The following is a 24409-nucleotide window of genomic DNA, read 5'->3' on the forward strand; positions in this document are numbered from 1 at the left end:
TGCTCGGTATCGTTGATGATGCGTTCAAACTGGTCTACAGCTTCCATGAACTTCATCACTTCGTCCTTGTTGGTGATTTCCTTGGGAATGAGGTGTCCACGGCAGAGCGAGGAAAAATTGCTCTGTTGTGCCATACGCTGCTTGTTGGTCTTGGTCAGGAATAAGTAAACGCTGTGGTGCAGGTACGGACGTTCGTTGAAATGCCGTTCAGAGGAACGGGCAAGGAAGCTCAGTCCGCCATCGGAGAGCTTTTCTTGATAGTCCTCCCTGATGAACCAGTCCTGCTTATGTACGATGCTGTAATTGGGTAGCACCTTGATTGCCTTATGCCAGGCTGAGTGCATTGCTTCGTATTCTGTAGAAGTGACGGTGAAGAGTTCGGGCAGCTCCACACGGAAAGCCACCGTGATGTCAGCATCTTTGCTCACCATGCAACCCTGCTCTATGGAGAGCAGTGGAAACTTAGACTCCAAGGTGGTTATCTTGCTTTTATTTCTCATTGCTTCGCTTTCTTTGATTGAAGGTTACAGATAAGGTGGCAGACCGTACGGCGGTTTACAAGGTAGCGTGGGTGCATACGTATTGCTCCTTTTTTCATCAGCCCATATTGCCCATACTTTCTATTCATGGTGAACGTTTGCCATACCACAAGGCTGGCACCCACTACACCTATGACAAGACAGGTAATTTGGCTGACTCCACAGAGATAGAGCACGACAACGAGAATGAAGACAGCCAGCAAGCCTCCTGCAAAGAGGAAGAGGTACTGCGCCTTCAAGCCCTTGAACTCTACCGTCCGGCCTACACCCTTGTTGATTTCAAATGCTGCCATCGCCTTACAGGAAGAAACTTCTCAAGATTGTAGCAGCCACAATGAGGAAGATACACGCACCGAACCAAGAAGCTGCGGTCTTGCTCGTGTCGGGGTCACCACTTGAGAACTTGTTATAGACTTTTATTCCTCCAATCAGACCTACTACGGCTCCGATAGCATAGATAAGCTTTGTACCTGGATCGAAGTAGGAGGTTACCATCTTTGTGGCTTCATTGATACCCGCCATGCCGTTGCCCTGTGCGTATGCTCCTGTGGCAGTGGCGGCTATCAGGAGCAGCATTGTGATTTTCTTTTTGTTGTTCATTGTTCTTTTTATTTTAAGTTGTTAAATGAATTGTTTTCTTTTGGATAGAGGTGGTAAGGGGCGGCTCGGTTTTATTGTATGACTGATATTGGTTGATTGTTTTACTTTTGAGCCACCCCCTGCATTCCTCCGAAATATGAAAATCAAGAAACCATTTTTACAGATAATAGGACAGCGGTCTGTCGTCAGCATCGCCCACTGCTGTGTCAGATATGCCAGAAACAGGAGGTGTTGAGTTTTGTGATGATGGCATTGCTGGTTGAGCATTCTGTTCTTCCTTTTCTTCCGCCTTACGGATTTTCTCCAATAGCGAGGCTTGTTCACCCAGCATCTTGGCGATGTTTTCTTTGTACTTATCCAACAGGTCTGAGTCTTGAAGCTGCAGAACGGTCTCTTTGACTTCTCCCTCATCAGCCTCCTCACTGTTCTTTGCCCACTTTTGCAGGCGGACTAAGTCACGTGCGAGGACGGACTGCTCCGAAATTTCGGCTTCGCCCGATGTGGACTCGATGGGCAGGCTTAATTCCTCACGGGCGACCTCATTCTCGTCCACTCTCTCCATCTCGAAATCAACGTCCATTTCGTTGTCCTCTTTCATTTCTTCCTCCTTTTCGGAGTTCTGCGGTGCAAAATTATTATTATTCTGCTCCGAATTTTCAGATGATGAAACAGAGGGAATTTGTGGGATAATCGGGGAAGTGGAACGGCTTTTTCCAATCAGTACAAACTCGGCTTGCTCTATTGTTCCTTTTCCTTTCTGTCCGTCTTTTTTCTTCGTTGCTTCTTTCTTCTTGATATCTTCATCGCTCTTTCCGTTTTTCTTGATAATGAAGTCATACGGAGATACATACCGCATATAGAAATACAGGATACCAAGCATCATCCAAATGATGATGAGTACCAGTATAAAACTGAAAAGTATTGTTTCCATCATAGTGTTATTGTTGTTTTACGTCTTTGCTTTGCTGCTGCATTATTGAGAAGTTCCTGATGTTCCCGCAGATGCTCCCGGAGGATATTATCAATATAGGAAGCAATAGATCCCCTTTCTCCTAAGTCTTGTAGCACATTGCGCAGGTTCTGTAATGTCTCCAAATTGATGGAGAAAGCCGTCCGCATTTGCGAACGTACGGGATGAAAGTATAGGGAACGGTATTCCTCTATGGAAAGGGACGACCTGCCAGACTTTTCTATTCTCGGTTTTCTTTCTCTTTTCGGTTCCGTGTTCCCGATTTCCTCTCCTCCAGTTTCGTCTGTTCGTTCTTCTTTTGCCGTCTTCATTTCTTCCGAACTTTTGTCTTCCTCTCGTGATGTTGCGAGGGAAGGCTCGGTGTCCTCGGATGGATCGAAGGGGTTGGGAACCGTGACAGGTTTCACCACGACATTGTCCTCTGCCATTTTCTTCAGCTTCTTTTCCAGTTGCTGTTTTCTTTCCTCAATCGTTGCCATTTTCTGTTTTCGTTTTTAGTTTGAGACGTTGAATTATCTCGGAGACGAGTTCATCCAGCCCCGTACCCGTTCGCAGTCCCTTTGCAGGAGGCTGATAGGTGGAACGGAACACACCACGCAGCCCGTATGTGGAGAGTTCGTGGGAGAAGCGGTGCGTGGCATATACATAGCCGGGCAGGAGCGTGAGCTCATGTCCTTGGATGAGCTTCGTGTATTCGTCAATGATGACGTTCCTCACCCTTCTGTCCACCTTGTTCCAGAACAGGATAATGTCCTTTATCCGTGAGTCGGACATAGAAACACCAATATCCGTGATGGTCTTGGCGTATGCCATACAAGAGACGAGCGACTGTATGTCGGCTTCAAGTGGAGATAGGATATAGTCCATCTGAAGGGACAGTTCCATCAGCTCCGTTGTTCCTGCATGACCGGGAAAATCGAACACAACCAACTGGTACTTCTCATTGCTGATAGCGTCAATCTTACTTTGTGCTGTCTTGACGGCTTCCTTGGGGCTGGACTTGTAAATCCTGTATGCCTTCTTGCCGAGGTGCTGAAAGAAAGCCTGCATAGACTTGGAAAGTTCCTCGCTTCCCTGAACGACACTTTTCTCACGTTCCCTCAGCTTGTAAAAGGAATCCTGAGACAGGTCGCAGTCCACCACGAAGAGGTTGATACCCTGTTCGTAGTACAAAATGCTGCTTACGATTTCGGCAAGCGTGCTTTTTCCGACTCCTCCCTTTTGCGAGGAGAACCCCAGAAAGATGGGGCGTTGTTGTTTGTTCTCCATAATGATAATTTCTTAGTTCATATTACTTGTCTATTTGATGTTTGGATGTGCTCTCATTCTTGAGAAGTATCAGCAGACAGTTTGTTCTGGCTGCGTATGGTTCGTGCGATAGTCTGAAAGGACGATTTATAGTTCTTGCTATCTGTTGTACTGACAATAGTTTGTCATGACAACAAATTGTTATGAATATGTTTCGTTCCTTCTTGTCATCTTTGGTGTAAGCCAACGGTAATACGATATATCTTTTGCTTGTGTTATCATACCATTGTTCGCTCGTTCTGACTGCAAAATAAATGATATTTTGGCTGATTATATGACACCAATGAAGTGCAGGGAAATGCGAGGAAAAAGAGTGAATACCATTGATAATGAGATATTTGAAAACTCGCCGTAACTTTGCAGGCGAGAATAATACATGGAGGTAATATCCCGAAGCAGACACCCCACGAGGGTGGATACTTCAATCGTATCAACTCTTGATATTGGCAAGGTGTGTCTTTGTCCGACAAACTGCGTTTTTGCCGACAAAGAACCTTGCCTCGGTGCGAGGGAATGATTACTCCAAAGTCGTAATAACAAACCAAATTGAAGATGAAACCGAACGTAGAACGATGGGATAGATGGGATACCCGCCTTCCCAGTCCCAAAGACCAGCAAAAAGTCATTGAACTTTTCCATAAATCCGGTGCAAAATCGAAGTCTGATTTTGTGCGTGGCTGTATTCTTGGAGGAAAGTTCAAGGTGATAACAGTAGATAAATCCGCTGTGGATTATTATCGTAAACTCTCGGAATTGATTGCCGAAAATCATCGAATAGGCGTACTCTACAACCAAACTGTACGCGCAATAAACTCTTATCACAGCGTGAAAACTGCACAGATTTTACTTGAAAAATTAGAAAAAATCTCTGGTCAAATCATCACGCTACAACAGAAAGCCATCCAACTGACGGAACAATTTGATAGTCGATAAAGGAATATGATTGCAAAGATTTCTTCTACCGAGAACCTTGGAGGAGCATTGGGATATAACTTCAAAAAGGTGCAGCACAACGAAGCGGCAGTCCTCTGCGTGAACGAACTTCGGAAAGGCTTCGATGGCACTTTTCAAATGGATAAGGTACTTGCCGATATGCAAAAGGCGATACCTGAGCAATGCAGGACAAAGAAAACGGTCTTTCACTGCTCCCTCAATCCGCATCCGGACGAAAAACTATCCGATGAAACGCTTACGCAGATTGCCAAGGAGTATATGGAAGCACTCGGCTATGGCAAGCAACCCTATATTGTGTTCAAGCACAACGACATCGCCCGTGAGCATATCCACATCGTATCACTTCGGGTAGACGGTCGTGGACAGAAAATTAACGACAGGTTTGAGAAACGGAGGAGCAAGAAGATTACCGATGCCTTGGAAACGAGGTTTGGTCTCATTCCAAGTTCAAAAGTTACTGACAAGGCGATGAAAGAAACGCCCAAGGTGGATATTGGTAAAGGGAATATCAAGGAGCAGGTAGCAAACGTTGTTCGCACGGTTCTGAAGCATTATCGCTTCTGTTCCTTGGGTGAACTGAATGCCGTACTGAGTAAATATAATCTTGCCACAGAGGAAGTCAAGACGGAGTTTCGGGGAAAGAAATATAATGGGCTGGTCTATGTTCCGACTGATGATAAGGGCAATAAAACAAGCACACCCATTCACGCCTCGGACATAGGTAGAGGTGTGGGCTATGCTGCCGTTCAGAACAAGATGCAAAAATCGAAGCAGATGGTTAAGCCATTGATACCAACCATCAGAAGAAAGGTATTAGAAGTAATGCGTACTTCTCCTGGTACGGAGGGAAGACTCCGACAAAGATTGGAGGAACAAGGCTTGCGTGTAGTTATCCGAAAGAATAAGGATGGACGACTCTATGGTATTACGTTCATTGATGATGAAAGGGGCATTGCGCTCAATGGCTCCCGATTGGGTAAAGGATATGCAGCTAATAAGTTTAACGAGTACTTCTCTAACCCAGAGAATAATCCGTTCTTGGATGAATCGCTTTATGGCAAGATTGATACTACCTTACAGCAACAGATGCAAACAATACAGTCTGATGAGCAGGAAAGCGACAACCTTGTCGATGAACTTATCGACGATATGGTGGGAGAATCTTTCTCTTCTTCGGGCAATGATGATTGGAAAGAAGCGGCATGGCAACGCAAACTCCGTAAGCAAAGTAAGGTAAATCTTAAACTCAGGAAGCGTTAAGTACACTGCTCAAATAACATTCAAACAATTTTCAAACAACAATAAAATAGCATTATGGCACAAGAAGATGATTTAAGGGCATTAGGTAAGGTCATGGACTTTATGAGGGGTATATCGGTGATATTTCTTCTCATTAACTGTTACTGGTTCTGCTACGAGGCGTTTCACGAGTGGCATTTCACACTCGGTATCATCGACAAGATACTGATGAACTTTCAACGCACCACGGGATTATTTTCATCTATCCTGTGGACAAAACTCTTTTGTGTGGTTTTCCTTGCGCTCTCCTGCTTGGGCACAAAAGGCGTGAAGGAGGAGAAAATCACATGGCCAAAGATTTGGATGGTGCTTTTCTCCGGTTTTGTTTTCTTTTTTCTGAATTGGTGGTTGCTGGCATTGCCCATAGGAAAGATCGGAGCAGCTTCGCTCTACATCTTCACGCTGTCTATGGGCTATATCTGCCTGCTGATGGCAGGTGTATGGATGAGTCGACTACTCAAAAACAACCTGATGGACGATGTGTTCAACACGGAGAACGAGAGTTTCATGCAGGAAACACGATTGATGGAGAATGAGTATTCCGTCAATTTCCCCACACGTTTTTACTATAAGAAGAAGTGGAATAAGGGCTGGATCAATGTAGTCAATCCCTTCCGTGCCTCAATGGTACTCGGAACACCGGGTTCGGGCAAGTCTTACGCCATTGTGAACAATTACATCAAGCAGCAGATAGAAAAAGGCTTTGCAATGTACATCTACGACTATAAATTTCCCGATCTTTCCGAGATAGCCTATAATCACTTGCTCAATCATTTGGATGCCTATAAGGTAAAACCGCAGTTCTTTGTGATTAACTTTGACGACCCACGAAGAAGCCATCGCTGCAACCCAATCAATCCTGCCTTTATGACGGATATATCGGATGCCTACGAGAGTGCCTACACTATTATGCTCAACCTGAACCGTTCGTGGATACAAAAGCAGGGAGACTTCTTTGTGGAGTCGCCCATCATCTTGCTGGCAGCCATCATCTGGTTTTTGAAGATATACGAGAACGGCAAATACTGTACCTTCCCACATGCCATTGAGTTCCTCAATCGCCCCTATGCTCAAATATTCCCGATACTCACCGCCTACGATGAACTCGCTAATTACCTTTCTCCCTTTATGGACGCTTGGGAGGGCGGGGCACAAGACCAGTTGCAGGGACAGATCGCCAGTGCCAAGATACCACTATCACGTATGATTTCTCCTGCACTTTATTGGGTAATGACGGGTGATGATTTCTCACTTGACATCAATAACCCCAACGAACCGAAGGTGCTTGTTGTGGGCAATAATCCCGACCGTCAGAACATCTATTCGGCTGCACTCGGTCTTTACAATAGTCGTATCGTGAAGCTCATTAATAAAAAGAAACAGCTCAAATCTTCGGTCATCATCGACGAGTTACCTACGATTTATTTTCGTGGACTTGACAATCTCATCGCCACAGCCCGTAGCAATAAAGTGGCAGTTTGCTTGGGCTTTCAGGACTTCTCACAGCTCACTCGCGATTATGGGGATAAGGAGAGCAAGGTGATACAGAACACGGTTGGTAATGTGTTTAGTGGGCAAGTCGTGGGCGAAACTGCCAAGACGCTTTCCGAGCGTTTTGGTAAAGTGCTTCAACAACGACAGTCTATGACCATTAACCGCAACGATAAGTCCACGTCTATCTCCACACAGATGGACAGTCTTATCCCTGCATCGAAAATCAGTAATCTCACCCAAGGTATGTTTGTAGGTGCAGTCTCCGACAACTTCGACGAGCGTATTGATCAAAAGATTTTCCACGCGGAGATTGTAGTGGATAGCGCCAAAGTCTCTGCCGAAATGATGCAATACCAGTCTATTCCTGAAATCAACACATTCCGAAACAAAGATGGCTCCGATAATCTCAAAGAAACCATCGAAATTAACTATCAGTGTGTGAAACAGGAAATATTAAATTTGGTGGCTTCAGAAATAGAGAGGATAAAACATAATTCTAATCTATGTCATCTAATTAAGACTTAAAAATCTGGTTCTGCGGGATTTAGTGTGAATTAACATGCCGTATCCCGCATTAAGCGGCACGAAATTCGTATCTTTGTAGTCAGTATGAAGAAATCAAGACCATCGGCAGAGGATATGGTACTGCCGAACGCTATCGGATAGCGATTCTATTCTTCTATGGTGGTCTAGACATATGTTAACTCACACTAATTACAGTAGAACCAAAAATCTATTGATTTCATTCTGCTTATCAAACTAAATAAAGTTATTTACAGCTTTATAATATGGTGTAAAATAGTTTTATTGTTAATTAATATAGAGGCTGTTCCTGTCATATTATGTAGAAGACTATAACCTTTTCTACTAACTTGCACGTGAGCCATAAAGAAATTGTGCCCATCTTGTTTTACTGGAATGTGTGAAATATTAGTAATGAATCCATTTTTACATGGATATGCTTCTGAGTTATACCCTTCAAATTCTATGGTTACTTTAGCTCCTTTTTTTATCTCATTGAGATATTTATAAGGAATGAGCAAAGTAACTTTATTGTTATCAATTGCCACAGCCTTACAGTCAATAGTATCTGGGTAAGGGATAAAATACGCCCCTACAAGTAGTCCTAAAATCACGATAGTAATAATCATGATACCATAACGTACAATACCTGAAGGGATTTCGCTAATGATATGTCTTACTTTCTCGCTACGGAGTTCTATCTTATCGTCTGCCATAGTTGTACTTCTTTTATATTAGTTTCCTAACTCCAACTGATTCTTTACAAGGTTGTAGTATGCGCCACGCTTTGTCGTAAGTGCTTCGTGGTTGCCAATTTCCACAACTTTGCCTTTATCCAATACCACTATCTGGTCAGCATTCTTCACCGTGCTTAGTCGGTGGGCTACGATAACTACCGTCTTGCCTTTGTAGAACTCATCCAGATGCTCCACAATCATGCGCTCGTTATTGGCATCGAGCGAGTTGGTGGCTTCGTCAAGGAAGATATAGTCGGGATTCTTATACACGGCTCTTGCTATCAAGATGCGCTGTTTCTGTCCTTGGCTCAAGCCCACACCGTCACGCCCAATCTTGGTGTTGTATTTTAAGGGAAGTCCCATCACATAGTCATTGATGCAAGCTATCTCGGCAGCCTTTAACAAGCGTTCCTTGTCTATCTCTTCATCATCTACGGCAATATTTCGGGCAATTGACTCGGAGAAGATAACACCGTCTTGCATTACCACGCCACATTGTCTGCGCCACCATTTTTTATTGAGCGTATTTACATCTGTTCCACCAATATTGATTTGTCCTCCCAATACGGGATAATAGCCTAACATGAGTTTGATGAGTGTTGTTTTACCGCTGCCCGATGCGCCCACAATGGCTGTTACCTTACCCTTGGGGATAGTGAGACTAACATCATCTATAATAGTTTTCAGTGCGTGAGGGTCGTATTTGAAGTTTACGTTTTCAAGGTCTATGCCTTCGTTTTCTTCTTTCACTGCTGTTTCCAATCCTTGCTTTCCGTTCTCGTCATCCATTCGGTGGATTTCGTTAATGCGTTCAAGACTAATCTTTACATCTTGAACCGAATAGAAGAAACTCATCAACTGTTCAACAGGAGAATTGAGCTGACCAATAATGTACTGTACGGCAAGCATCATACCGAGTGTGAGTTGTCCATGAATGACGGCAGTAGCTGCCACTACGGTAATAACGATATTCTTGAGTTCGTTGATAAAGATGCTACCTGCCTCTTGTGTCTGCTGGAGTTTCAGCGATTTCATCTGCACTCCAAAGAGGTCTGCCTGCACGTCCTCCCATTCCCAGCGTCTGCGCTGCTCGCAGTCTTGGAGCTTTATCTCCTGCATGGAGGTGATAAACTCGTAGGTCTTGTTGTTGTTGATGGCTTGCTGCTCAAAGAGTTCGTAGTCGAGTACCTTTCTGCGCCTGAGGAAGAGTGCAAGCCAACCGCCATAAAGCAAGCTGCCCAACATAAAGATGGTAAAGATGAGCCAATTGTAAGAAAGTAACACGATGCTGAACACTACAAAGGTAAAGAGTGAGAACACGATGCTGAGCGTTTGTTGTGTTAGAAACGTATTCACACGGCTGTGGTCACCCATTCGCTGCATAAGATCGCCCATTAGTTTTGTATCGAAGAACGACATAGGGAGCTTTAAGAGCTTGATAAAGAAGTCGCTTACCAATGAGATGTTTATGCGCAGCGAAATATGCAACAGCAGCCAACGACGGATAAAGTCGATGGCAGTACGGCTCACGGTAAGCATCAGTTGTCCTAAGAGTATCAGCCATATAAAACCGATATTCTGGTTTTTGATGCCCACATCCACGATAGATTGTGTGAGGAAAGGCAGGATAAGCTGCAAAAGGCTGCCCACCAGCAAGCCCAAGACAATCTGCCCGAAGTATTTGCGATATTGCTTGATATAGCCAAATAGGAACTTAAATGAGCGTTCCTCTGTTGGCTGTTCATCTGTCTGCTTTTCATAAAAGGCTGGTGTGGGTTCCAAGAACATGGCGATGCCTTTCTCCTCACCGTCCGATTGAGTGCTGATCCAGTGCTTCTTAAACTCCTCAAGGTTGTACTTGATAAGTCCTTTACCTGGGTCAGCAATATAGAATGTCTTTCCATTCTTGACCTTATACAGAACCACAAAATGGTTTTGATTCCAATGGAGGATGCAAGGTGAACGCATAGAAGATGTCAAATCATCTGCGTTTAAGCGTGTGCTATGTGTTTTTAACCCAATAGATTTTGAAGTTTCTACAATTGACAAGAAAGAAACACCTTCGGTTGTCATAACACATTTCTTTGAAAGTTGGTTTACACTAACTTCCTTTCCCCAAAATGCACATATACATTGTAGACAACTTATTCCACACTCCATAGAGTCATGTTGTTTGAAAAAATGTATCTTTGTCATATCATAAGCGTTTTATAGCACTTTCTCCAGCACCAGATCCTTTAAATTTGCTTTGTTTTTTATTTATCTTATAACTAAGTGTAAGGATAACTTGCCGACTGTCAGTCCAAGATTCTTGTGGCATATTGATATTTTTGGCATTAAGAGTCGAAGTATTCTTTATAGAATGGAGTATGTCTGTAGCTTTGAGTTGTATTGATAAGTTATCCTTCAAAAGCAATTTAGTAACTCCAATGTCTATTGCTCCAAAATTTTTACGATATTCCATGTTTTTAGTATTACCTTTACTTATAAACCAACCATTAGCAGAAAGAACCCAACTATGATTGAACTTTATAATGTTATTGAAACTCATTTGCCATATAGGCTTATTTAATGAGGACTTCTCTCCTTCTAAGTCTAGTGTTAGCCATTGCTTTTTTACAGCAACAGATAATTGAGGAGACCAAATTCCAATTTGTTTTGATAAAGCAATAGATGCAGAGAACGAATTGAGTGATGGTAAATTTATAAATGAAATACATGAAACAGCCGACTGTTGTGGAACAGGAGAGGCCCAGTACAATATAGCATTTTGTGAATGCTCATAATTTAAAGAAAAAGTAACAAACTTCCATAATCCTGATATGAATATATTGTGTATATATTCTGGACGAAGATAAGGATTTCCGGTTTGCCATAGGAAACGATTACCATATATAACATTACCACTTAGCTGTGTGTATGTTGGTCTGAGGGTTCGAGTTGTATATCCAATTTGCAAAGATAGGTTTTGGATTTTTGAACTAAACGAAATGCTCGGAAACCAATTCCTATATTCATACTCCTGAGAATTAGAAGTCTTTCCATCAAGATAATCTGTATATTCGTTTTCATAACGTATTCCCGCCTTGGCGACACCGAAAGGCAGCTTATTCGAATATTCTAAAAATATAGACATATTAGACATCTTGCTTTCACTCCCTGATGAAGGAATATATTTTTCTAAATTTGTATAATTATCTTCACGTTTTGTATGGATATATTCTGCTCCACATGACAGCATACCTCTAAAGATAGGATATTGAATTTTTAATTTTGAGGCTATCAGCTTATTTCTAATAATTTGATTTGTATGTATGTTACGGCTCTCCATCTGCTTACTTATTTCTTCATAATTTGAACTCATTACTTTCTTATTAGTTAAAAAAGTTCCATCAAAATTTACTATAAGTGACCCGACTTTACCAGTATAGAACACATCCAACTGATGTTCTGGATTTTGATGATCATCTATTGATACTGAATTTTGAATCTCATCAAAAGTATGACCATTTGCTAAAATAGAACTATATATGGCACCTTTGGTCCTCTGTGATGGATGGAAGACAACATTATATTCCAAACCTGCAATCTGATTTTTACTGAAAGCATAATTCATGCCGATATTAGCATCCAAATTACTCCTTGTTAGTTTAATCTCTTGATTTAAAAATTGATTCCATAGAGTATCGCTCAAAATGTTAGTACTCGATATACTTTTATTGTTTATCTTTTTATTTTCGTATTTTACACTTCCAAATAGTTCCAAGGGCTTATGTATATAACTCCAATCAACTTGTTCGACAAAAGAAGGTCTATCAGCCTGATAATACGAGGAACGTAAATACATACCACCTCCATTATATTCATTTTTTGTTATAATTTTGATAATGGCAGGGGAAGCTGCATTATATTGAGCTCCAGGCTGATAAATAACTTCAATACTTTCCACTTTACTTGATGGCAACCGATCCAGCTCCGAAAGACTTCGTACTTTCTTATTATTAACATAAAACACAGGTATCCCCTTACCAAAAACTTCATAACTATTATTGTTTTTGATAATGCTTGGAATATAGCTTAAAAGGTCTTCTGTTGTTCCAATTTTTTCTAAGGAAGTTCCAGCAATTTGCATTGCAATACCATTGTCTGACATTCTCATTTTTGGTCTTGAAGACTTTACCACCACTTCTTGAAGATTAACTATATCTTCTTTCAGAGTAATAGTTAACTCATCCATAGGTTTTGTAATAATCTGGCATTTCTGGTAATTCAAACAGGTTATTCTCAATAAATATGTATTGTATTGTGGAACTTTCACTTCAAATTTTCCGTCGCCTTGTGTTTCCGTTCCTATCACGAAAGTTGTATCTGGTAGATTATAAACCAATATATTCGCATATGGTATTGGCTTGTGCTGATTATTCAACACTATACCTTTAATTTGCTGTCCTTTGGCTGAACACAATGAGAACAATGCTAATAATATAATGAGAACCTTTTTCATAAATATGCCTTTCCTTTAATTTTATTAAGTAGTAACTCCCATAACCTCGTATCTGTCCTAACACGATATATAAGAAGCAAAATTTGTTCTATATATTTTCTTGTATACTTACATTTATCTTCAATTGGATGACACAGAAAATTATTATCCTTGAACGAATAAAATTGGTTCACTGAACATCCTCCACAGAGTTTATGCTTCCGGCATTGCTCCTTTTGACAGTTGGGTCTGTTTTATAATCTTGTCGACTTGATTATCTTTTTGATGTTGCAAATATATTTATATCTCCAAATTATATCGTTACACTTTTGTGTAATTCTGAATTTGTTGTCTGAAATATTACACAAAAGTGTAATCATGCAGCCTTGCAAAGTTCACCATATCTGGAAAAGAAGCCCATAATACCTCTCTTACTGGAACATACAGGAACAGTCTCCGATGTCAGATATTCGATGGATTTTCCGATTTGACGTGTACCAAATCCCAACACCTTCATTACTTTCAATAGTTTGCTGTCAATCTCTGCAATCATATAGCTGTACTTGTCCTCAACTATCGGTTTTACTGCCAATGCCATTAACCGCTTGAACAATGTCAATGTGGATATTCCCGAATCCTTTGCAACGGCAAAGCGCCCTATATGCCAAAAACTATATTTACTTTCCCCGTGAATAGCATTCAGTGGATTTATTCCATATATTTTTTCAATAGGAAGAGTCTTGTGCTTATCCCAATGGAAACTCCTGATGCAGCCAACTATATTCCCAAAGGCATCCCTTGCAATATAGATATGAGATTTGTTATCATACAAATATTCCTCTTCTTCAAGCACTGATTTGATATCTTCATTTACTTCTTTCTCTGTAAATGAAGATAAGTGATGGGAGTAATTTTCCCTAACCACAAACTGTGCTATTTCCATCAGACTCGTTTTGTCTGCCATGAAGATAGCATAGTCCTTAAATGTTGCAATCTGTTTTTCCATAATGCTTTTTGTTTCTTGATTTATACGCAAAAATACTTCTTATGCGAATATCATCTATTACACTTTTGTGTAATTTGGCATCTCTCTCTTTGTTTTTTACACTTTTGTGTAATCTTTTTGCGGTATTCCGCATTAAAAATGTACTTTTGTGGTGAAATATATCAGAGAATCTTAACACGTTTAGCATATATGACAGACATAAAAGATTTCTTTATAGCATCGAACACCGTGCGCAACGCACCTGACTATGATTCCAATGTACTCTCTACATTGGTGCAAACCGTAGAAGCTTTTGCTCGTGTTACCTATCAGAGTGTTTACTTGATAGACTATTACAGGCAGGAATTTCTTTATGTGTCGGACAACCCTTTGTTTCTTTGTGGGCATACAGCAAAGGAAGTGAAGGAATTAGGCTACAGCTTTTACTTGGAGCATGTACCAGAGGACGAACAAAAAATGCTTGTTGAGTTAAATAGCAGTGGGTTTAAGTTCTTTGAGACTTTCGATAATGTTGATAAATATCAGTGTTCTATGTCCTATCACTTTCATCTGAAGAGTGGAACAAAAAGTAAGTTGATTAATCACCAGCTTACTCCAATTCTATTGACAGATGAGGGTAAGATATGGATAGGTATGTGTGTCGTATCACTATCTTCACATAAAACAGTGGGGCATGTAGAGTTCCACAAGAATGGGCTCAGAAACTATTGGAAATACTCTTTTGAGGGGCATCGATGGAAAGAGTGTGAAGGGGTATCGCTCAAAGAAGAAGAAATTGAGGTGCTGCGGTTATCTGCAGCAGGACTTACCATGACGGAAATTGCGGACAGGATGTACCGTTCGTTAGATTCTATCAAAACCTATAAACGCCACGCCTTTGACAAATTAGGCGTGACGAATATCACCGAAGCTATTTCAAGAGCTACCTTAAACAAACTCTTCTGAAAAAAATAACTTACGGCAAAAGCGAAGAGAGATAGAATTTAGGAAAATAGTTCACAGGTTTTCCTGTAGCAAGATTGTACATTGCCGTTGTACACAAGCCTGCTGCAATCCATGATGCTATGGACAGTTGTGGAGGTGGAAGCATTTCGCTTTCCTTTTTATATTGGGTTACAATTTTGTCTAACCACTCTTTAGGTTGATTCCAAAAAGCCCCGTGTCCAGTAACATACTCAGCTACCTTTAATTCAAATCCCTTTGGCTCTTCAGTCAGTTCAGATAAAGAATGCCCCAATGGGTCTACAACCGTAACAAAGCCAGCCCAACCAAAGTTGTATGGGTGCAGTACTGGGATTTTTCTTTCCTTGCAAATTTCATCAAAGACGAATGGAGTTTTATCCTTAAAGTCCAATGCATTGATGGCTACATCATGCTCATTCAGCATCTCTTCGATGTTATCAGGAGTCAAAAACTCTGTATGGAAATCTATCTGTGCATCAGGATTGATGCTTAGCAAACGCTCAGCCAAACATTCCGCCTTGTATCTGCCAATGTCATTCTCTGTATAGTTCTGCCTGTTCAGGTTGCTTCGCTCTATCTTGTCTCCATCAACGATGGTGATATGTTCAAAACCAAATCTTAAAGCGCATTCAGCGATAATGCTGCCTATACCTGCACCACCAAGGAATATTTTATAATCCTTTATGATGCTTTGTTCTCTTTCGCTCACATAGAGCCTGTTTCTGCTGTATCTTTCTTCCATAACGAAATAATTATTTTAGGCAAAAGTAGACGTAATAAAGCATATATACTCTACACAAAAGTGTAATAATTGCTCGCCTTGCTGATTATTTTAGATTTTATAACACTTTTGTTTGCGATAGTAACTATTCAGCGGTATTAACCAGTCAGTATTCTTTCCCCTAAAATCTTCATATAAAGACTATAAAGATACTCATTTTTCTTGCATATTTCAGATTTTCTTTGTACCTATGAAAGAGCAAGTTGCGGACATATCAAAAGTATTACAAGACATGACGGAAGAGATGTGATTGTTGCGTGAAACTATCAGCCAGCAGTATGCCGAGATTATGAAATTGAACCGTAACATAAATGCTCTGAACCTCCAAATCCGCAAGAAAGATACGGAACTTACAAACTTACGGGAACGCTTGGCCAAGTATGAAAACCCTGACAAGAACTCTAATAACAGCAGTACTCCACCAAGCAAGGAGCGTATGAAGGATGAGGTTGTCAGAAGAACAAGAAGCCGACGTAAGCCAAGTGGTAAGAAGCCGGGAGGACAAAAGGGACATGATGGGCATAAGTTGTCTTGCTCTTCCGTACCTGACGAGATAATCGATGAGGTACCTAACTATTGCACTCGTTGCAGAGAATCTTTATCAGACGCCGAGCGTGTACTTGATTATGTGACGCAGGTTATTTCCATTCCAGAGTTGAAGCCCGTAATCAAGTAAATCCGACACTATGTGATGGTATGTAAGAACTGTGGTGAACGTATTTGGACGGCACCGAGACGGCGGTCAAACAACGTGGTATATGATTCAAGCGTAAAGACTTTAGTGGTTTATCTGAGTGTCGTGCAATTTCTCCCATACGGCGTATAGCAAGTTTTTTGCGTGAGGTACTCGGTCTCACTCCAAGCGAAGGCTCGCAGGTGAACTGGGTAAATGAAGCAAAAAGAAATGCGCAACCTGTGATTGATAAGATTAAAGAATATATCAAGTCATCAGCAGTAGTTGGTTTCGATGAGAGTGGCTTTTACTGTAACAAAAGACTCGATTGGGCCTGGATAGCACAAACAGTTTATTACACACTGCTTTTTCGTACTGCTGGAAGAGGCTCGAAGGTATTGGCAGACAAGTTTAGCGATAGCTTGGAACGAATGACTGCCGTTACCGACCGCCATAGCGCATACTTTGCACTCCATTTCCTCAATCACCAGGTATGTCTTGCTCACTTACTTCGCGAACTGCAATATCTTTCAGAGTTGAACACAGAACAAGAGTGGTCTGGGAAAGTAACCAATCTGTTCCGTGAAGCTATTCACCAGCGGAACACTAATCCGAAGGACGTTATAGACAAGGTGTCATGGACCCGGCGTTTAGACAATCTGCTCAAACAGAATATAGAGAAACTTGGTAAAAAGTTCATTACGTTCAAAAAAGGCTTAGTCAAATGCAGAGATTACATTTTGAATTTCCTTGAGAATCCGATGATACCCTCTGACAATAATGGAAGCGAACGGGGAATACGCAAGCTAAAAATCAAACTAAAGAACTCATGTATATTTCGTTCCGACTTCGGAGCAGGCGCCTTTCTTGAACTTCTTCGATTGTAGAAACAGCGAAGAAGCACGACAAAACTCCATATAATGCGATTCAAGCCTTATTTAAGGTTTGATAAATTGATATGCATTGTATATATCGAGTATCGCTGAATAGCTACTCAATAACTGGCATATAATAGGATATCGATATATCATAAATCTAATAATAAAATCAACCCTGCTAAATATGGTAGAGTTGATTTTATTATTTTACATATGACAATAATCTCAATATATAAATCAAATATTCATAAACTGTATATTATATAATAAATCATCTATTTTATAGTAATCTGAAGGCCAAATTTGATTATTTATAATGAGTGTTGGTACATCACTAATTTGATTTTCTCTTTCAAATTCTTCTATAGACTGTATTTTCTTATCTAATGAATTATACGAAGATTGGTTTGGTCTTCCCCATTTCTTTATCCACTTTTTTAGTGACATATCATAGAGAAAAATATCATCGCAGGCTTTTTCTAAATCTATAGAATTATCTATTTCCGTCAACTTAAGAAAAATATCTTGGGTTACTTTATCTAGTGTCTTTGTATCAATCAATAGTTTAATTCTATATTTCAAAGGATGATAATATTTTAATTTACGAATATGTTTATATGCATCTTTACAATAATCGCAAGATAAAGACAGTAATATTATTATATTTTTTTCTCCATAATCGCCTAATGGTATTAATGGTAAATTGTATAAAGAGGCTATATTTATTTGATGAAGTTGTATAAAAAATGAATTCAGAATATTCGGATTATAGTATATCAGATTTCTAAATTTTAACTCTGCATACAATGTTATTATTTTTCTTATAATAGCTTTTAGCATAAATGTTGTACAAATTGATACCATTCCTATCCAGAGGTTAATACAGCATGCATCATAATCAGGAACTAGAGGATTACAAATTACCAATATGCAAGACTGAAGTATCACACATATAGATGTCGCAAGACATATAATACAATATTCTTGTAGATGAATTTGATAAATTATAGAATATACAATTAGCGCGAGAGCTAAAGGTATAAGCAACTCATTGATAAATAAAATCTTATAATTAAAAATAGCGCAATAGGCTGTAGAGGTAGAATAGATCATAAAAGCTAGAGAGAGGTCTGCTAAGGAGATGCTTTTCATCACCTGTGAGCCCTTAGAGTGAATCACAGAAAAGCAATTACCTTTATCAATTATATTGCATATAGATTGAATTTTTTGATTATAATAGCCTAAAGATGTTTTAAATGATTGCCATGATACAATTATTCCAACAATACCTATCAAAATTAATAAGTCAATAGCCAAAGATGTATGATGGGAATAAATCAAATAAAAAGATAAAATCAAAAGAAAGCATATTACTCCACAACTAATGGTTTTGTTAAATTTATCCTTTTTCTCAGTATCAGGAAAAGGTGTTATAGTTGGTTTTTCTTTGAAAGAGAGTATATAACCAGTCCATTTTTCCTGAACATCTTTATAAGTAATATGCTGAGAAACGCCTGTTTTAATATTTGTAATTACAACATATGAGGGGAACTTTGATACTAAAACTGTGTCAAAGGTTTCTTGATTTTTAAAAACTGCAAGAAATTTATCTGGCATTAGGGAAAATTTTTCAATAGGAACTTTAGCGATGAAATTCTCTACACCAAATATCTTTAATTTATTAGAAAGTATAGGCAATGTCAGAGAGAAATGAAAACGCTTCATTTCCTTATCCCAATCGTTACGCAATATACTGTAATGATATTCTGCTAGCAAAGGGGACAATAGATTGTAAATGTTGTATTGAGAGCTTTTCATAATACAGGTCTATTAATGAAATATTCTATTATTCTTTGTAAGATAGAAATATCTTTAATTTTTAGAATCCATAGTGAAAAAAGAACTATACATGCTGTAACAAATATAATAATTAGACCATATTTAACAAAGAAATAATTCTTTTGCAGATTGTTTGTATTCATAATTTAATTTCCTAATTCCAATTGGTTCTTCACTAAATTATAGTATGCTCCTTTTGCATTTATAAGCTCGGTATGTATTCCGCATTCAATAATACGACCTTTTTTTTAGGACTATAATCTGATTGGCATTTTTGACAGTACTAAGCCGGTGGGCTATTTTAATAACAGTTTTCCCTTTTAAGAAAATGTCAAGGTTATCGTATATTTTCCGTTCAGTTTCTGCATCCAACGAGGAAGTCGCTTCATCAAATAAAAAGAAATTTGGATTTTTGTAAACTGCTCTTGCAATTAATATGCGTTGACGTTGACCTCCAGAGATTCCATTGCCTCCAGTTCCAAGCATTGTATTAAACCCCTGAGGTAAACTTCTAACAAAATCTTCTAATTCAGCTATTTGAACAGCTCGCAAAAGCATATCTTTATTTACAGTTCCCCCTCCTGTTGCAATATTACGTTCCAAGGTATCAGAAAAGATATATCCATCCTGCATCACAACACCACAACAACTCCTAAGGCTTTTCGCGGAAAGTTCTTTTTGATTAATTTGATCGTAGAAGATGTCACCAGAATAGTTATAATAAAATTTAAGTAATATTTTTATTAATGTAGTTTTACCACTTCCACTTTCTCCAACTATTGCAGTTGTTTTACCAAATGGGATAGTACAGCAAATATCATCAAGAACCTTGGGAGAGCGTGGCCCATAATAATGAAAATCAAGATGATTTAAATGTATAAATTTACTACTCTCTGTAGGAATACTGTCTAAGGAAACCCTAGTACCTGAATCTTCATCATCCATTAATTGTACTTCTGTAAGTCGATCATAGCTAAGTTTTGCATACTGGAGACTCCTAATAAACTCTATTATTTGTTGGATTGGTTCATTGAGTGTACCAATTATATATGAAATAGCTAGGAGCGTTCCTATTGTCATATCTCCTTTTATAACTTCTTTTGCTGCAATATAAATAACAATGATATCTTTTATCTTATTGAAAGAAGCGTAACCTATACTTTGTAATTGATCAATTTTCAAAGTTTTGAAGTTGATATTAAATAATTTTATTTGGCTATTTTTCCATCGATCCAGTTTATATTGCTCTGTACCATTAAGTTTTATATCGGCAATACCATTTACAAGCTCAAAAACATCTTGTTGATTGTCACGTTGTACGCGAAATCTATGATAATCAAGTTTTTTTTCTTTTTCAACAAAGTATACAGACCATAGAATAGACACTAATGTAATGCATATATATATAAGTAAAATATTAGTATTATAGTATGTTAATAAAATAAAATAAACTGCGAATGTCAGAAAAGAAAATACAACAGTTATACTCTGAGATGTAAGAAAATTTTGGATTCGATTATGGTCATGAATGCGGGATGTAAAATCCCCCAACTGTTTAGTATCAAAGAATTTAAATGGAAGTTTAATTATTTTATTCAGAAAATTGAAAATAATTTCTATGTCAATTAAGGAGTTACTATATAACAACACCCAATTCCGAATAACTTCAATAATGGTTGAACCCAAAAAGAGGAAAATTTGGGCAGAAAGGATTATAAATATAAAATTAACATTTTTATTTGCAATTCCAATATCTATGAGGGACTGTGTCAAGAAAGGGAAAAACATCGCAAAAATACTGCTAAAAAACATGCCCCAAAAGAGAATTTGATATTCCTTCTTAAATTTGCCTAATATACCTTTTATATTCTTTTGTAATCCAATTGGACGATTGAGAGGTTGGGTAGCATAAAACTTTTTTGTTGGTGTTAACAATAATCCAATTCCTTTTCCATCAAGCCCACACCAATGCTCCTGAAACTGACTTTGAGTTAATTTTATCAACCCGAATGTAGGATCAGAAATATAAAAACTGAATCTTCTGCAAAAAAGATCTTCTTTAATTTTATAGAGTACAACAAAATGGGAATTATCCCAATGTAGGATGCAAGGCAAAGGATGTTTTTGTATCATTTCTTCAATAGAAACTTTAACTGCTAAGGTATCGAAGCCTATATTATGTGCCGCATCTTCAATACCTAGCAAACTTACCCCATCCTTTGATAAATGGCAATATTCCCTCAATTCCTGAATAGAGTATTTCTTTCCATAATAAGATGAGATAGCAGATAGAGTCGCTGGACCACAATCCATCTGATCATATTGAAAATAGCATGGAAACTTTTTCCATAATTTATTCATCTTATTAAAAATATCACTTCTGGTCATCATCCCAAGCTAATTTATAAGGATTATAATTACATTTTTGTGGCTTATCCAATTTATCTAATAGGCTGCAGGCTCTACAATCTAAACAGTTATAACGAAATTCGCAATCTTGGCAAATTTTAATACTATCTTTTTTCAAATACCAACACTTGCGAAAATCTTCAGACCTCACGAGCCGTTGAAGACCATTTGCTGCAGAATAGACCTTATCCAAAAATAGACAATTTTTAATATGCCCGTACTTATTAATTGCAATCTTTTTATACAAGCAGGAATTGTAGTGCTTACTTATTTCATAGAAATCTTCATTAAAAAACTGCATAGAGTATTTATTGATATTTCCGCAGTTTTTTACATCAAGAGAATGCTTTATAGTTATGACTTCTCCCATTAATAAGGATTCATTCCCTATAGGTTCTACATTATAAGGTAACACCTCTGACTGGGATTGATTATACAAATATATCCGACTAACCGCAGCATTAGCAAAAATAAGTTCATTCCATATATTGATAGGTATATTATGACTATCAGCGACATGTACTTCTACACACTCAAAATCCATCATACAGATTTTGTTCAATACATCTTTTATATAATTAAACCTACACGGAGGTAAAAAACGAATTTGTAAGTAGGGGCACTGCATTAAATTAAGTTCGTTAAGATAATAATACATTTCCTCTAGATTTGACTCTAAAAAATCAAATTCTATTATGGCATCGTTTATTGGAAACAGTGTATCATGAATAGTTCTATCCTTAGCTGGAAATGTACTAATATCTTTCACAAGAAAAGCATATTCTTTATCTAACATAAAGTTTAAGTACTTCTCAAAGCTTTCCATTGATGAGCTAGCAATTTTGCTTGTTACCTCTCCAAGTTTATTTCTATCCAGTAACTTGGTGAGCATATAATAATCATTAGGAATATATTCTAACGACTTACGAGAAAAGTCTTGCAATAAGGTCATTCTATAACCTTTAGTCAACTGGCAAGACGACGATACTATAAAATATAAATCTTTATTGTATTTCATTTATTAGCAAATTGAGAAAAATCATATGGTAGACATATTCTACGATTAGGATTATAATGACGCATTTCAACCGCATGAATATTGTAATTATACTTCATCAATTGATTCTCTGCATCTATACTTACCATTTTATTGTAATAAATAGTTTTGAAAAAGAGAGGCAAATTTTCAATTTGCTCATCTGTTAATTCTTTTTTATTGATGTCCATATACTAAGTAATTTGCTATTTTTTGTTCTAAATCATAATTACATGGTTGACTAGTCATTCCAAATTGCCCAACGGGATTTATTTCTAAGAAAACATAGTTTTCCTCTTGATCTACTATGAAATCTGCTGAACCACAATTTAAGTTGTACTTCTTATAAATTGCCTCTAATTTAGTTTCAATCTCTTTCGGCAGTTGATAGGGCTCTGTCCGATTTGGCTTTTCAATGCTATATTTTCTAAAATCTACTTTTGTTTGCTCATTATTTTGAGAAAAGATTGCCATTGAATAGAATTTTCCATCAAGATAGAATGAACGAACCTCATATGATTTCTCTATAAGGCTGGTTACTAGAGATGGAAATAGAGGAATATCTTTATCTTCAAAATCTTTTTTATCGTGAACCTCTGTGTATGTATAATAGGACATTTTGCCAAATACATTATAGATTCCATTGTATATGGCTTTGGTAACAAAAGGATCACTAATATTATCAAGTTTTTGAAGTTGATTGTAGTTCGTAATTATTGCAAAATTTGGGGTCTCCAATCCAAATTCTTTAGCTGTATCCAGTACCTCCAAACGATTCAATCCCATTACATTAGGATTGCCGATTTTTATCTTACATTTTTTATATAAGGTATTAAAAATATAATCTCGAAGATCACTCATTTCCATAAATGCAAGACTTTTGTTACCATAAATCAATGCAGAAAGATCTTGCCCTTCAAAAATAAATTTTTCAGGTAAACTTTTTGTGAAGTTCTTCATTCCCAGGCCACTTCTTCTCCACCAACACGCAGAAGCATTGAGAAGATTAAATACCCTACCTGTTCTAATATTCTTGAAGAGAATTTTTTCCTTATCAATTCCTATTAGCATATTGTCAGATGTATCGGGCTCAATAATAATTACATCTTGCCTCATTTGTTTCAAACGTTTGGCAACACCTAGAGTTGAAAGATCATTTTCATTGGAAAAAATTAGTATCATCTATTTTGAATTTAAGTTTAGAACGGAGAGGAAGGTTTTCCTCTTCGTTCCTTAAAGGTTAAATATCTACATCACAAGACTTCTGATCAGCATCTCGACTACCAGAAGTCGTTCTACAGTTAACAGTTCCGGTATAGCCCCCTGCGCTACCGCCACATGTTGATAGCATAGATTCTACTTCCAAACTATCATGCTGAAAAATTGATAAATCTATTTTCTTATCCATCAATTTGAGATTTTAGTCAGTATCTGTATCACAAGTTTTTCCATCACCATCAGAGCCTTGTGTGTTGGTCAAACAACCACATGTGCCAGTATTATTGTGCGTATGACCGCCACTTCCTCCCATGACATTTAAAATCTCATCTACCATAATACTTGAGATCTGAAAGTCAGCTAAATTAATTTTTTTCATCAATAAAATTTTTATTTAGATACTATGTGTTCTTTAAGGCTTCCACTTAGTCCTACTGGAATAATTACCAGTCTGTGTCACATCTTTTGTGATCAGAGTCACCACCACTACTTTTTGTCTGGCAGTTTACGGTACCAGAAGATTCACCAGAACCACCAGATGTACTAAGCATCTCAGTAATTGCAAGGCTGTTCTCCTGGAACTCGGAAAGATTGATCTTTTCCATTGAGATAAGATTTTTAGTTAGATACCATGTGTTCTTTAAGGCTTCCACTTAGTCCTACTGGAATAATTACCAGTCTGTGTCACATCCTTTGTGAT

The 24409-nt window shown here is 38.2% G+C and carries 23 protein-coding genes and 1 pseudogene; 5 read left to right on the plus strand and 19 right to left on the minus strand.

Going from position 1 to position 24409, the window contains the following annotated elements:
• The 6 genes from D464_RS12785 to D464_RS0111855 form a co-directional block, all read right to left on the minus strand.
• Nucleotides 1-500, minus strand: a 500-nt coding sequence (locus tag D464_RS12785) for a TraG family conjugative transposon ATPase (protein ID WP_018911559.1), incomplete at its 3' end; no start/stop codon positions are given.
• Nucleotides 497-832 (minus strand): DUF4133 domain-containing protein, encoded by a 336-nt coding sequence (locus D464_RS0111835; protein WP_018911126.1) that lies wholly within the window; start codon nucleotides 830-832, stop codon nucleotides 497-499. The genes D464_RS0111835 and D464_RS12785, both read right to left, overlap by 4 nt.
• Before the next feature lie 4 nt (nucleotides 833-836).
• Complete coding sequence (locus D464_RS0111840; protein ID WP_004378854.1) at nucleotides 837-1139, minus strand: DUF4134 domain-containing protein; 303 nt, start codon at nucleotides 1137-1139, stop codon at nucleotides 837-839.
• A 157-nt stretch (nucleotides 1140-1296) separates the two neighbouring features.
• Nucleotides 1297-2073, minus strand: a complete 777-nt coding sequence (locus D464_RS0111845) for a hypothetical protein (protein ID WP_021584798.1) — start codon at nucleotides 2071-2073, stop codon at nucleotides 1297-1299.
• The gene (locus D464_RS0111850; RefSeq protein WP_018911128.1) at nucleotides 2070-2588 is read right to left on the minus strand and encodes a DUF3408 domain-containing protein; all 519 of its coding nucleotides are present in this window, start codon (nucleotides 2586-2588) and stop codon (nucleotides 2070-2072) included. Before D464_RS0111850 ends, D464_RS0111845 begins: the two co-directional genes overlap by 4 nt.
• Nucleotides 2575-3378: a ParA family protein gene (locus tag D464_RS0111855; protein ID WP_018911560.1), complete on the minus strand. Its 804-nt coding sequence runs from the start codon at nucleotides 3376-3378 to the stop codon at nucleotides 2575-2577. Before D464_RS0111855 ends, D464_RS0111850 begins: the two co-directional genes overlap by 14 nt.
• A 591-nt stretch (nucleotides 3379-3969) precedes the next feature.
• On the opposite strand from D464_RS0111855, the gene D464_RS0111860 reads away from it, so the two are divergent.
• The 3 genes from D464_RS0111860 to mobC are packed head-to-tail and all read left to right on the plus strand — an operon-like array spanning nucleotide 3970 to nucleotide 7689.
• Complete coding sequence (locus tag D464_RS0111860; RefSeq protein ID WP_018911561.1) at nucleotides 3970-4350, plus strand: plasmid mobilization protein; 381 nt, start codon at nucleotides 3970-3972, stop codon at nucleotides 4348-4350.
• A 6-nt stretch (nucleotides 4351-4356) separates the two neighbouring features.
• Nucleotides 4357-5631 (plus strand): conjugal transfer protein MobB, encoded by a 1275-nt coding sequence (gene mobB, locus D464_RS0111865; RefSeq protein WP_018911562.1) that lies wholly within the window; start codon nucleotides 4357-4359, stop codon nucleotides 5629-5631.
• Between the two features lie 54 nt (nucleotides 5632-5685).
• Entirely contained in the window at nucleotides 5686-7689 is a 2004-nt protein-coding gene (mobC, locus tag D464_RS0111870) for a conjugal transfer protein MobC (RefSeq protein ID WP_018911563.1), read from the plus strand.
• 248 nt (nucleotides 7690-7937) lie between these two features.
• Here the strand turns inward: mobC and D464_RS0111875 are convergent, their stop codons facing one another.
• The 4 genes from D464_RS0111875 to D464_RS0111890 all read right to left on the minus strand — a co-directional run bounded on the left by D464_RS0111875 (nucleotide 7938) and on the right by D464_RS0111890 (nucleotide 13912).
• Nucleotides 7938-8402, minus strand: coding sequence for an HlyD family efflux transporter periplasmic adaptor subunit (locus D464_RS0111875; RefSeq protein ID WP_018911564.1), 465 nt, complete (start codon nucleotides 8400-8402; stop codon nucleotides 7938-7940).
• 18 nt (nucleotides 8403-8420) lie between these two features.
• On the minus strand, nucleotides 8421-10619 hold the full coding sequence (locus D464_RS0111880) for a peptidase domain-containing ABC transporter (RefSeq protein WP_024985969.1): 2199 nt from the start codon (nucleotides 10617-10619) through the stop codon (nucleotides 8421-8423).
• 1 nt (nucleotide 10620) lies between these two features.
• Nucleotides 10621-12927 (minus strand): outer membrane beta-barrel family protein, encoded by a 2307-nt coding sequence (locus D464_RS0111885; RefSeq protein ID WP_018911566.1) that lies wholly within the window; start codon nucleotides 12925-12927, stop codon nucleotides 10621-10623.
• Nucleotides 12928-13282: 355 nt separating this feature from the next.
• Nucleotides 13283-13912 (minus strand): hypothetical protein, encoded by a 630-nt coding sequence (locus D464_RS0111890; RefSeq protein ID WP_018911567.1) that lies wholly within the window; start codon nucleotides 13910-13912, stop codon nucleotides 13283-13285.
• Between the two features lie 189 nt (nucleotides 13913-14101).
• Here D464_RS0111890 and D464_RS0111895 point away from each other — a divergent pair, with 189 nt between their 5' ends.
• The gene (locus D464_RS0111895; RefSeq protein WP_024985970.1) at nucleotides 14102-14857 is read left to right on the plus strand and encodes a helix-turn-helix domain-containing protein; all 756 of its coding nucleotides are present in this window, start codon (nucleotides 14102-14104) and stop codon (nucleotides 14855-14857) included.
• 10 nt (nucleotides 14858-14867) lie between these two features.
• On the opposite strand, the gene D464_RS0111900 is transcribed toward D464_RS0111895, so the two are convergent.
• Nucleotides 14868-15617, minus strand: a complete 750-nt coding sequence (locus D464_RS0111900) for a ThiF family adenylyltransferase (RefSeq protein ID WP_018911569.1) — start codon at nucleotides 15615-15617, stop codon at nucleotides 14868-14870.
• A gap of 328 nt (nucleotides 15618-15945) precedes the next feature.
• On the opposite strand from D464_RS0111900, the pseudogene tnpC reads away from it, so the two are divergent.
• A pseudogene (tnpC, locus tag D464_RS14200) lies at nucleotides 15946-17278 on the plus strand (IS66 family transposase).
• A 166-nt stretch (nucleotides 17279-17444) separates the two neighbouring features.
• On the opposite strand, the gene D464_RS0111910 reads toward tnpC, so the two are convergent.
• From D464_RS0111910 to D464_RS13695, 8 genes are all read right to left on the minus strand, one after another.
• Complete coding sequence (locus D464_RS0111910) at nucleotides 17445-19025, minus strand: hypothetical protein (RefSeq protein WP_024985971.1); 1581 nt, start codon at nucleotides 19023-19025, stop codon at nucleotides 17445-17447.
• Between the two features lie 249 nt (nucleotides 19026-19274).
• A complete protein-coding gene (locus tag D464_RS12795) occupies nucleotides 19275-21407 on the minus strand; it encodes a peptidase domain-containing ABC transporter (protein WP_208854301.1) in 2133 nt (710 codons plus the stop codon).
• A 13-nt stretch (nucleotides 21408-21420) separates the two neighbouring features.
• A complete protein-coding gene (gene gwsS, locus D464_RS0111925) occupies nucleotides 21421-22473 on the minus strand; it encodes a grasp-with-spasm system SPASM domain peptide maturase (RefSeq protein ID WP_018911572.1) in 1053 nt (350 codons plus the stop codon).
• Nucleotides 22470-22682 carry a hypothetical protein gene (locus D464_RS0111930; RefSeq protein ID WP_018911573.1) on the minus strand — a complete coding sequence of 71 codons (213 nt, stop codon included), beginning with the start codon at nucleotides 22680-22682 and terminating at the stop codon, nucleotides 22470-22472. The genes gwsS and D464_RS0111930 overlap by 4 nt, the downstream gene beginning before the upstream one ends.
• Nucleotides 22669-23673: a grasp-with-spasm system ATP-grasp peptide maturase gene (gwsG, locus tag D464_RS0111935; protein WP_018911574.1), complete on the minus strand. Its 1005-nt coding sequence runs from the start codon at nucleotides 23671-23673 to the stop codon at nucleotides 22669-22671. The genes D464_RS0111930 and gwsG overlap by 14 nt, the downstream gene beginning before the upstream one ends.
• Nucleotides 23674-23731: 58 nt before the next feature.
• Nucleotides 23732-23899: a hypothetical protein gene (locus D464_RS13690; RefSeq protein WP_154649608.1), complete on the minus strand. Its 168-nt coding sequence runs from the start codon at nucleotides 23897-23899 to the stop codon at nucleotides 23732-23734.
• A 12-nt stretch (nucleotides 23900-23911) separates the two neighbouring features.
• The gene (locus tag D464_RS14110; protein ID WP_279625394.1) at nucleotides 23912-24046 is read right to left on the minus strand and encodes a hypothetical protein; all 135 of its coding nucleotides are present in this window, start codon (nucleotides 24044-24046) and stop codon (nucleotides 23912-23914) included.
• 106 nt (nucleotides 24047-24152) lie between these two features.
• Nucleotides 24153-24314 (minus strand): hypothetical protein, encoded by a 162-nt coding sequence (locus D464_RS13695; RefSeq protein ID WP_018911576.1) that lies wholly within the window; start codon nucleotides 24312-24314, stop codon nucleotides 24153-24155.
• Nucleotides 24315-24409: the final 95 nt, after the last annotated feature.

This window comes from Prevotella veroralis DSM 19559 = JCM 6290, assembly GCF_000377625.1.
Classification (GTDB): Bacteria; Bacteroidota; Bacteroidia; order Bacteroidales; family Bacteroidaceae; genus Prevotella; species Prevotella veroralis.

Bases quoted from the DNA above. Each gene is read 5' to 3' on its own strand.
- D464_RS0111835 (WP_018911126.1), bottom strand. From the start codon at position 832: ATGGCAGCATTTGAAATCAACAAGGGTGTAGGCCGGACGGTAGAGTTC.
- D464_RS0111840 (WP_004378854.1), bottom strand. From the start codon at position 1,139: ATGAACAACAAAAAGAAAATCACAATGCTGCTCCTGATAGCCGCCACT.
- D464_RS0111845 (WP_021584798.1), bottom strand. From the start codon at position 2,073: ATGATGGAAACAATACTTTTCAGTTTTATACTGGTACTCATCATCATT.
- D464_RS0111850 (WP_018911128.1), bottom strand. From the start codon at position 2,588: ATGGCAACGATTGAGGAAAGAAAACAGCAACTGGAAAAGAAGCTGAAG.
- D464_RS0111855 (WP_018911560.1), bottom strand. From the start codon at position 3,378: ATGGAGAACAAACAACAACGCCCCATCTTTCTGGGGTTCTCCTCGCAA.
- D464_RS0111860 (WP_018911561.1), top strand. From the start codon at position 3,970: ATGAAACCGAACGTAGAACGATGGGATAGATGGGATACCCGCCTTCCC.
- mobB (WP_018911562.1), top strand. From the start codon at position 4,357: ATGATTGCAAAGATTTCTTCTACCGAGAACCTTGGAGGAGCATTGGGA.
- mobC (WP_018911563.1), top strand. From the start codon at position 5,686: ATGGCACAAGAAGATGATTTAAGGGCATTAGGTAAGGTCATGGACTTT.
- D464_RS0111875 (WP_018911564.1), bottom strand. From the start codon at position 8,402: ATGGCAGACGATAAGATAGAACTCCGTAGCGAGAAAGTAAGACATATC.
- D464_RS0111880 (WP_024985969.1), bottom strand. From the start codon at position 10,619: ATGACAAAGATACATTTTTTCAAACAACATGACTCTATGGAGTGTGGA.
- D464_RS0111885 (WP_018911566.1), bottom strand. From the start codon at position 12,927: ATGAAAAAGGTTCTCATTATATTATTAGCATTGTTCTCATTGTGTTCA.
- D464_RS0111890 (WP_018911567.1), bottom strand. From the start codon at position 13,912: ATGGAAAAACAGATTGCAACATTTAAGGACTATGCTATCTTCATGGCA.
- D464_RS0111895 (WP_024985970.1), top strand. From the start codon at position 14,102: ATGACAGACATAAAAGATTTCTTTATAGCATCGAACACCGTGCGCAAC.
- D464_RS0111900 (WP_018911569.1), bottom strand. From the start codon at position 15,617: ATGGAAGAAAGATACAGCAGAAACAGGCTCTATGTGAGCGAAAGAGAA.
- D464_RS0111910 (WP_024985971.1), bottom strand. From the start codon at position 19,025: ATGAAAAGCTCTCAATACAACATTTACAATCTATTGTCCCCTTTGCTA.
- D464_RS12795 (WP_208854301.1), bottom strand. From the start codon at position 21,407: ATGAATAAATTATGGAAAAAGTTTCCATGCTATTTTCAATATGATCAG.
- gwsS (WP_018911572.1), bottom strand. From the start codon at position 22,473: ATGAAATACAATAAAGATTTATATTTTATAGTATCGTCGTCTTGCCAG.
- D464_RS0111930 (WP_018911573.1), bottom strand. From the start codon at position 22,682: ATGGACATCAATAAAAAAGAATTAACAGATGAGCAAATTGAAAATTTG.
- gwsG (WP_018911574.1), bottom strand. From the start codon at position 23,673: ATGATACTAATTTTTTCCAATGAAAATGATCTTTCAACTCTAGGTGTT.
- D464_RS13690 (WP_154649608.1), bottom strand. From the start codon at position 23,899: ATGGATAAGAAAATAGATTTATCAATTTTTCAGCATGATAGTTTGGAA.
- D464_RS14110 (WP_279625394.1), bottom strand. From the start codon at position 24,046: ATGGTAGATGAGATTTTAAATGTCATGGGAGGAAGTGGCGGTCATACG.
- D464_RS13695 (WP_018911576.1), bottom strand. From the start codon at position 24,314: ATGGAAAAGATCAATCTTTCCGAGTTCCAGGAGAACAGCCTTGCAATT.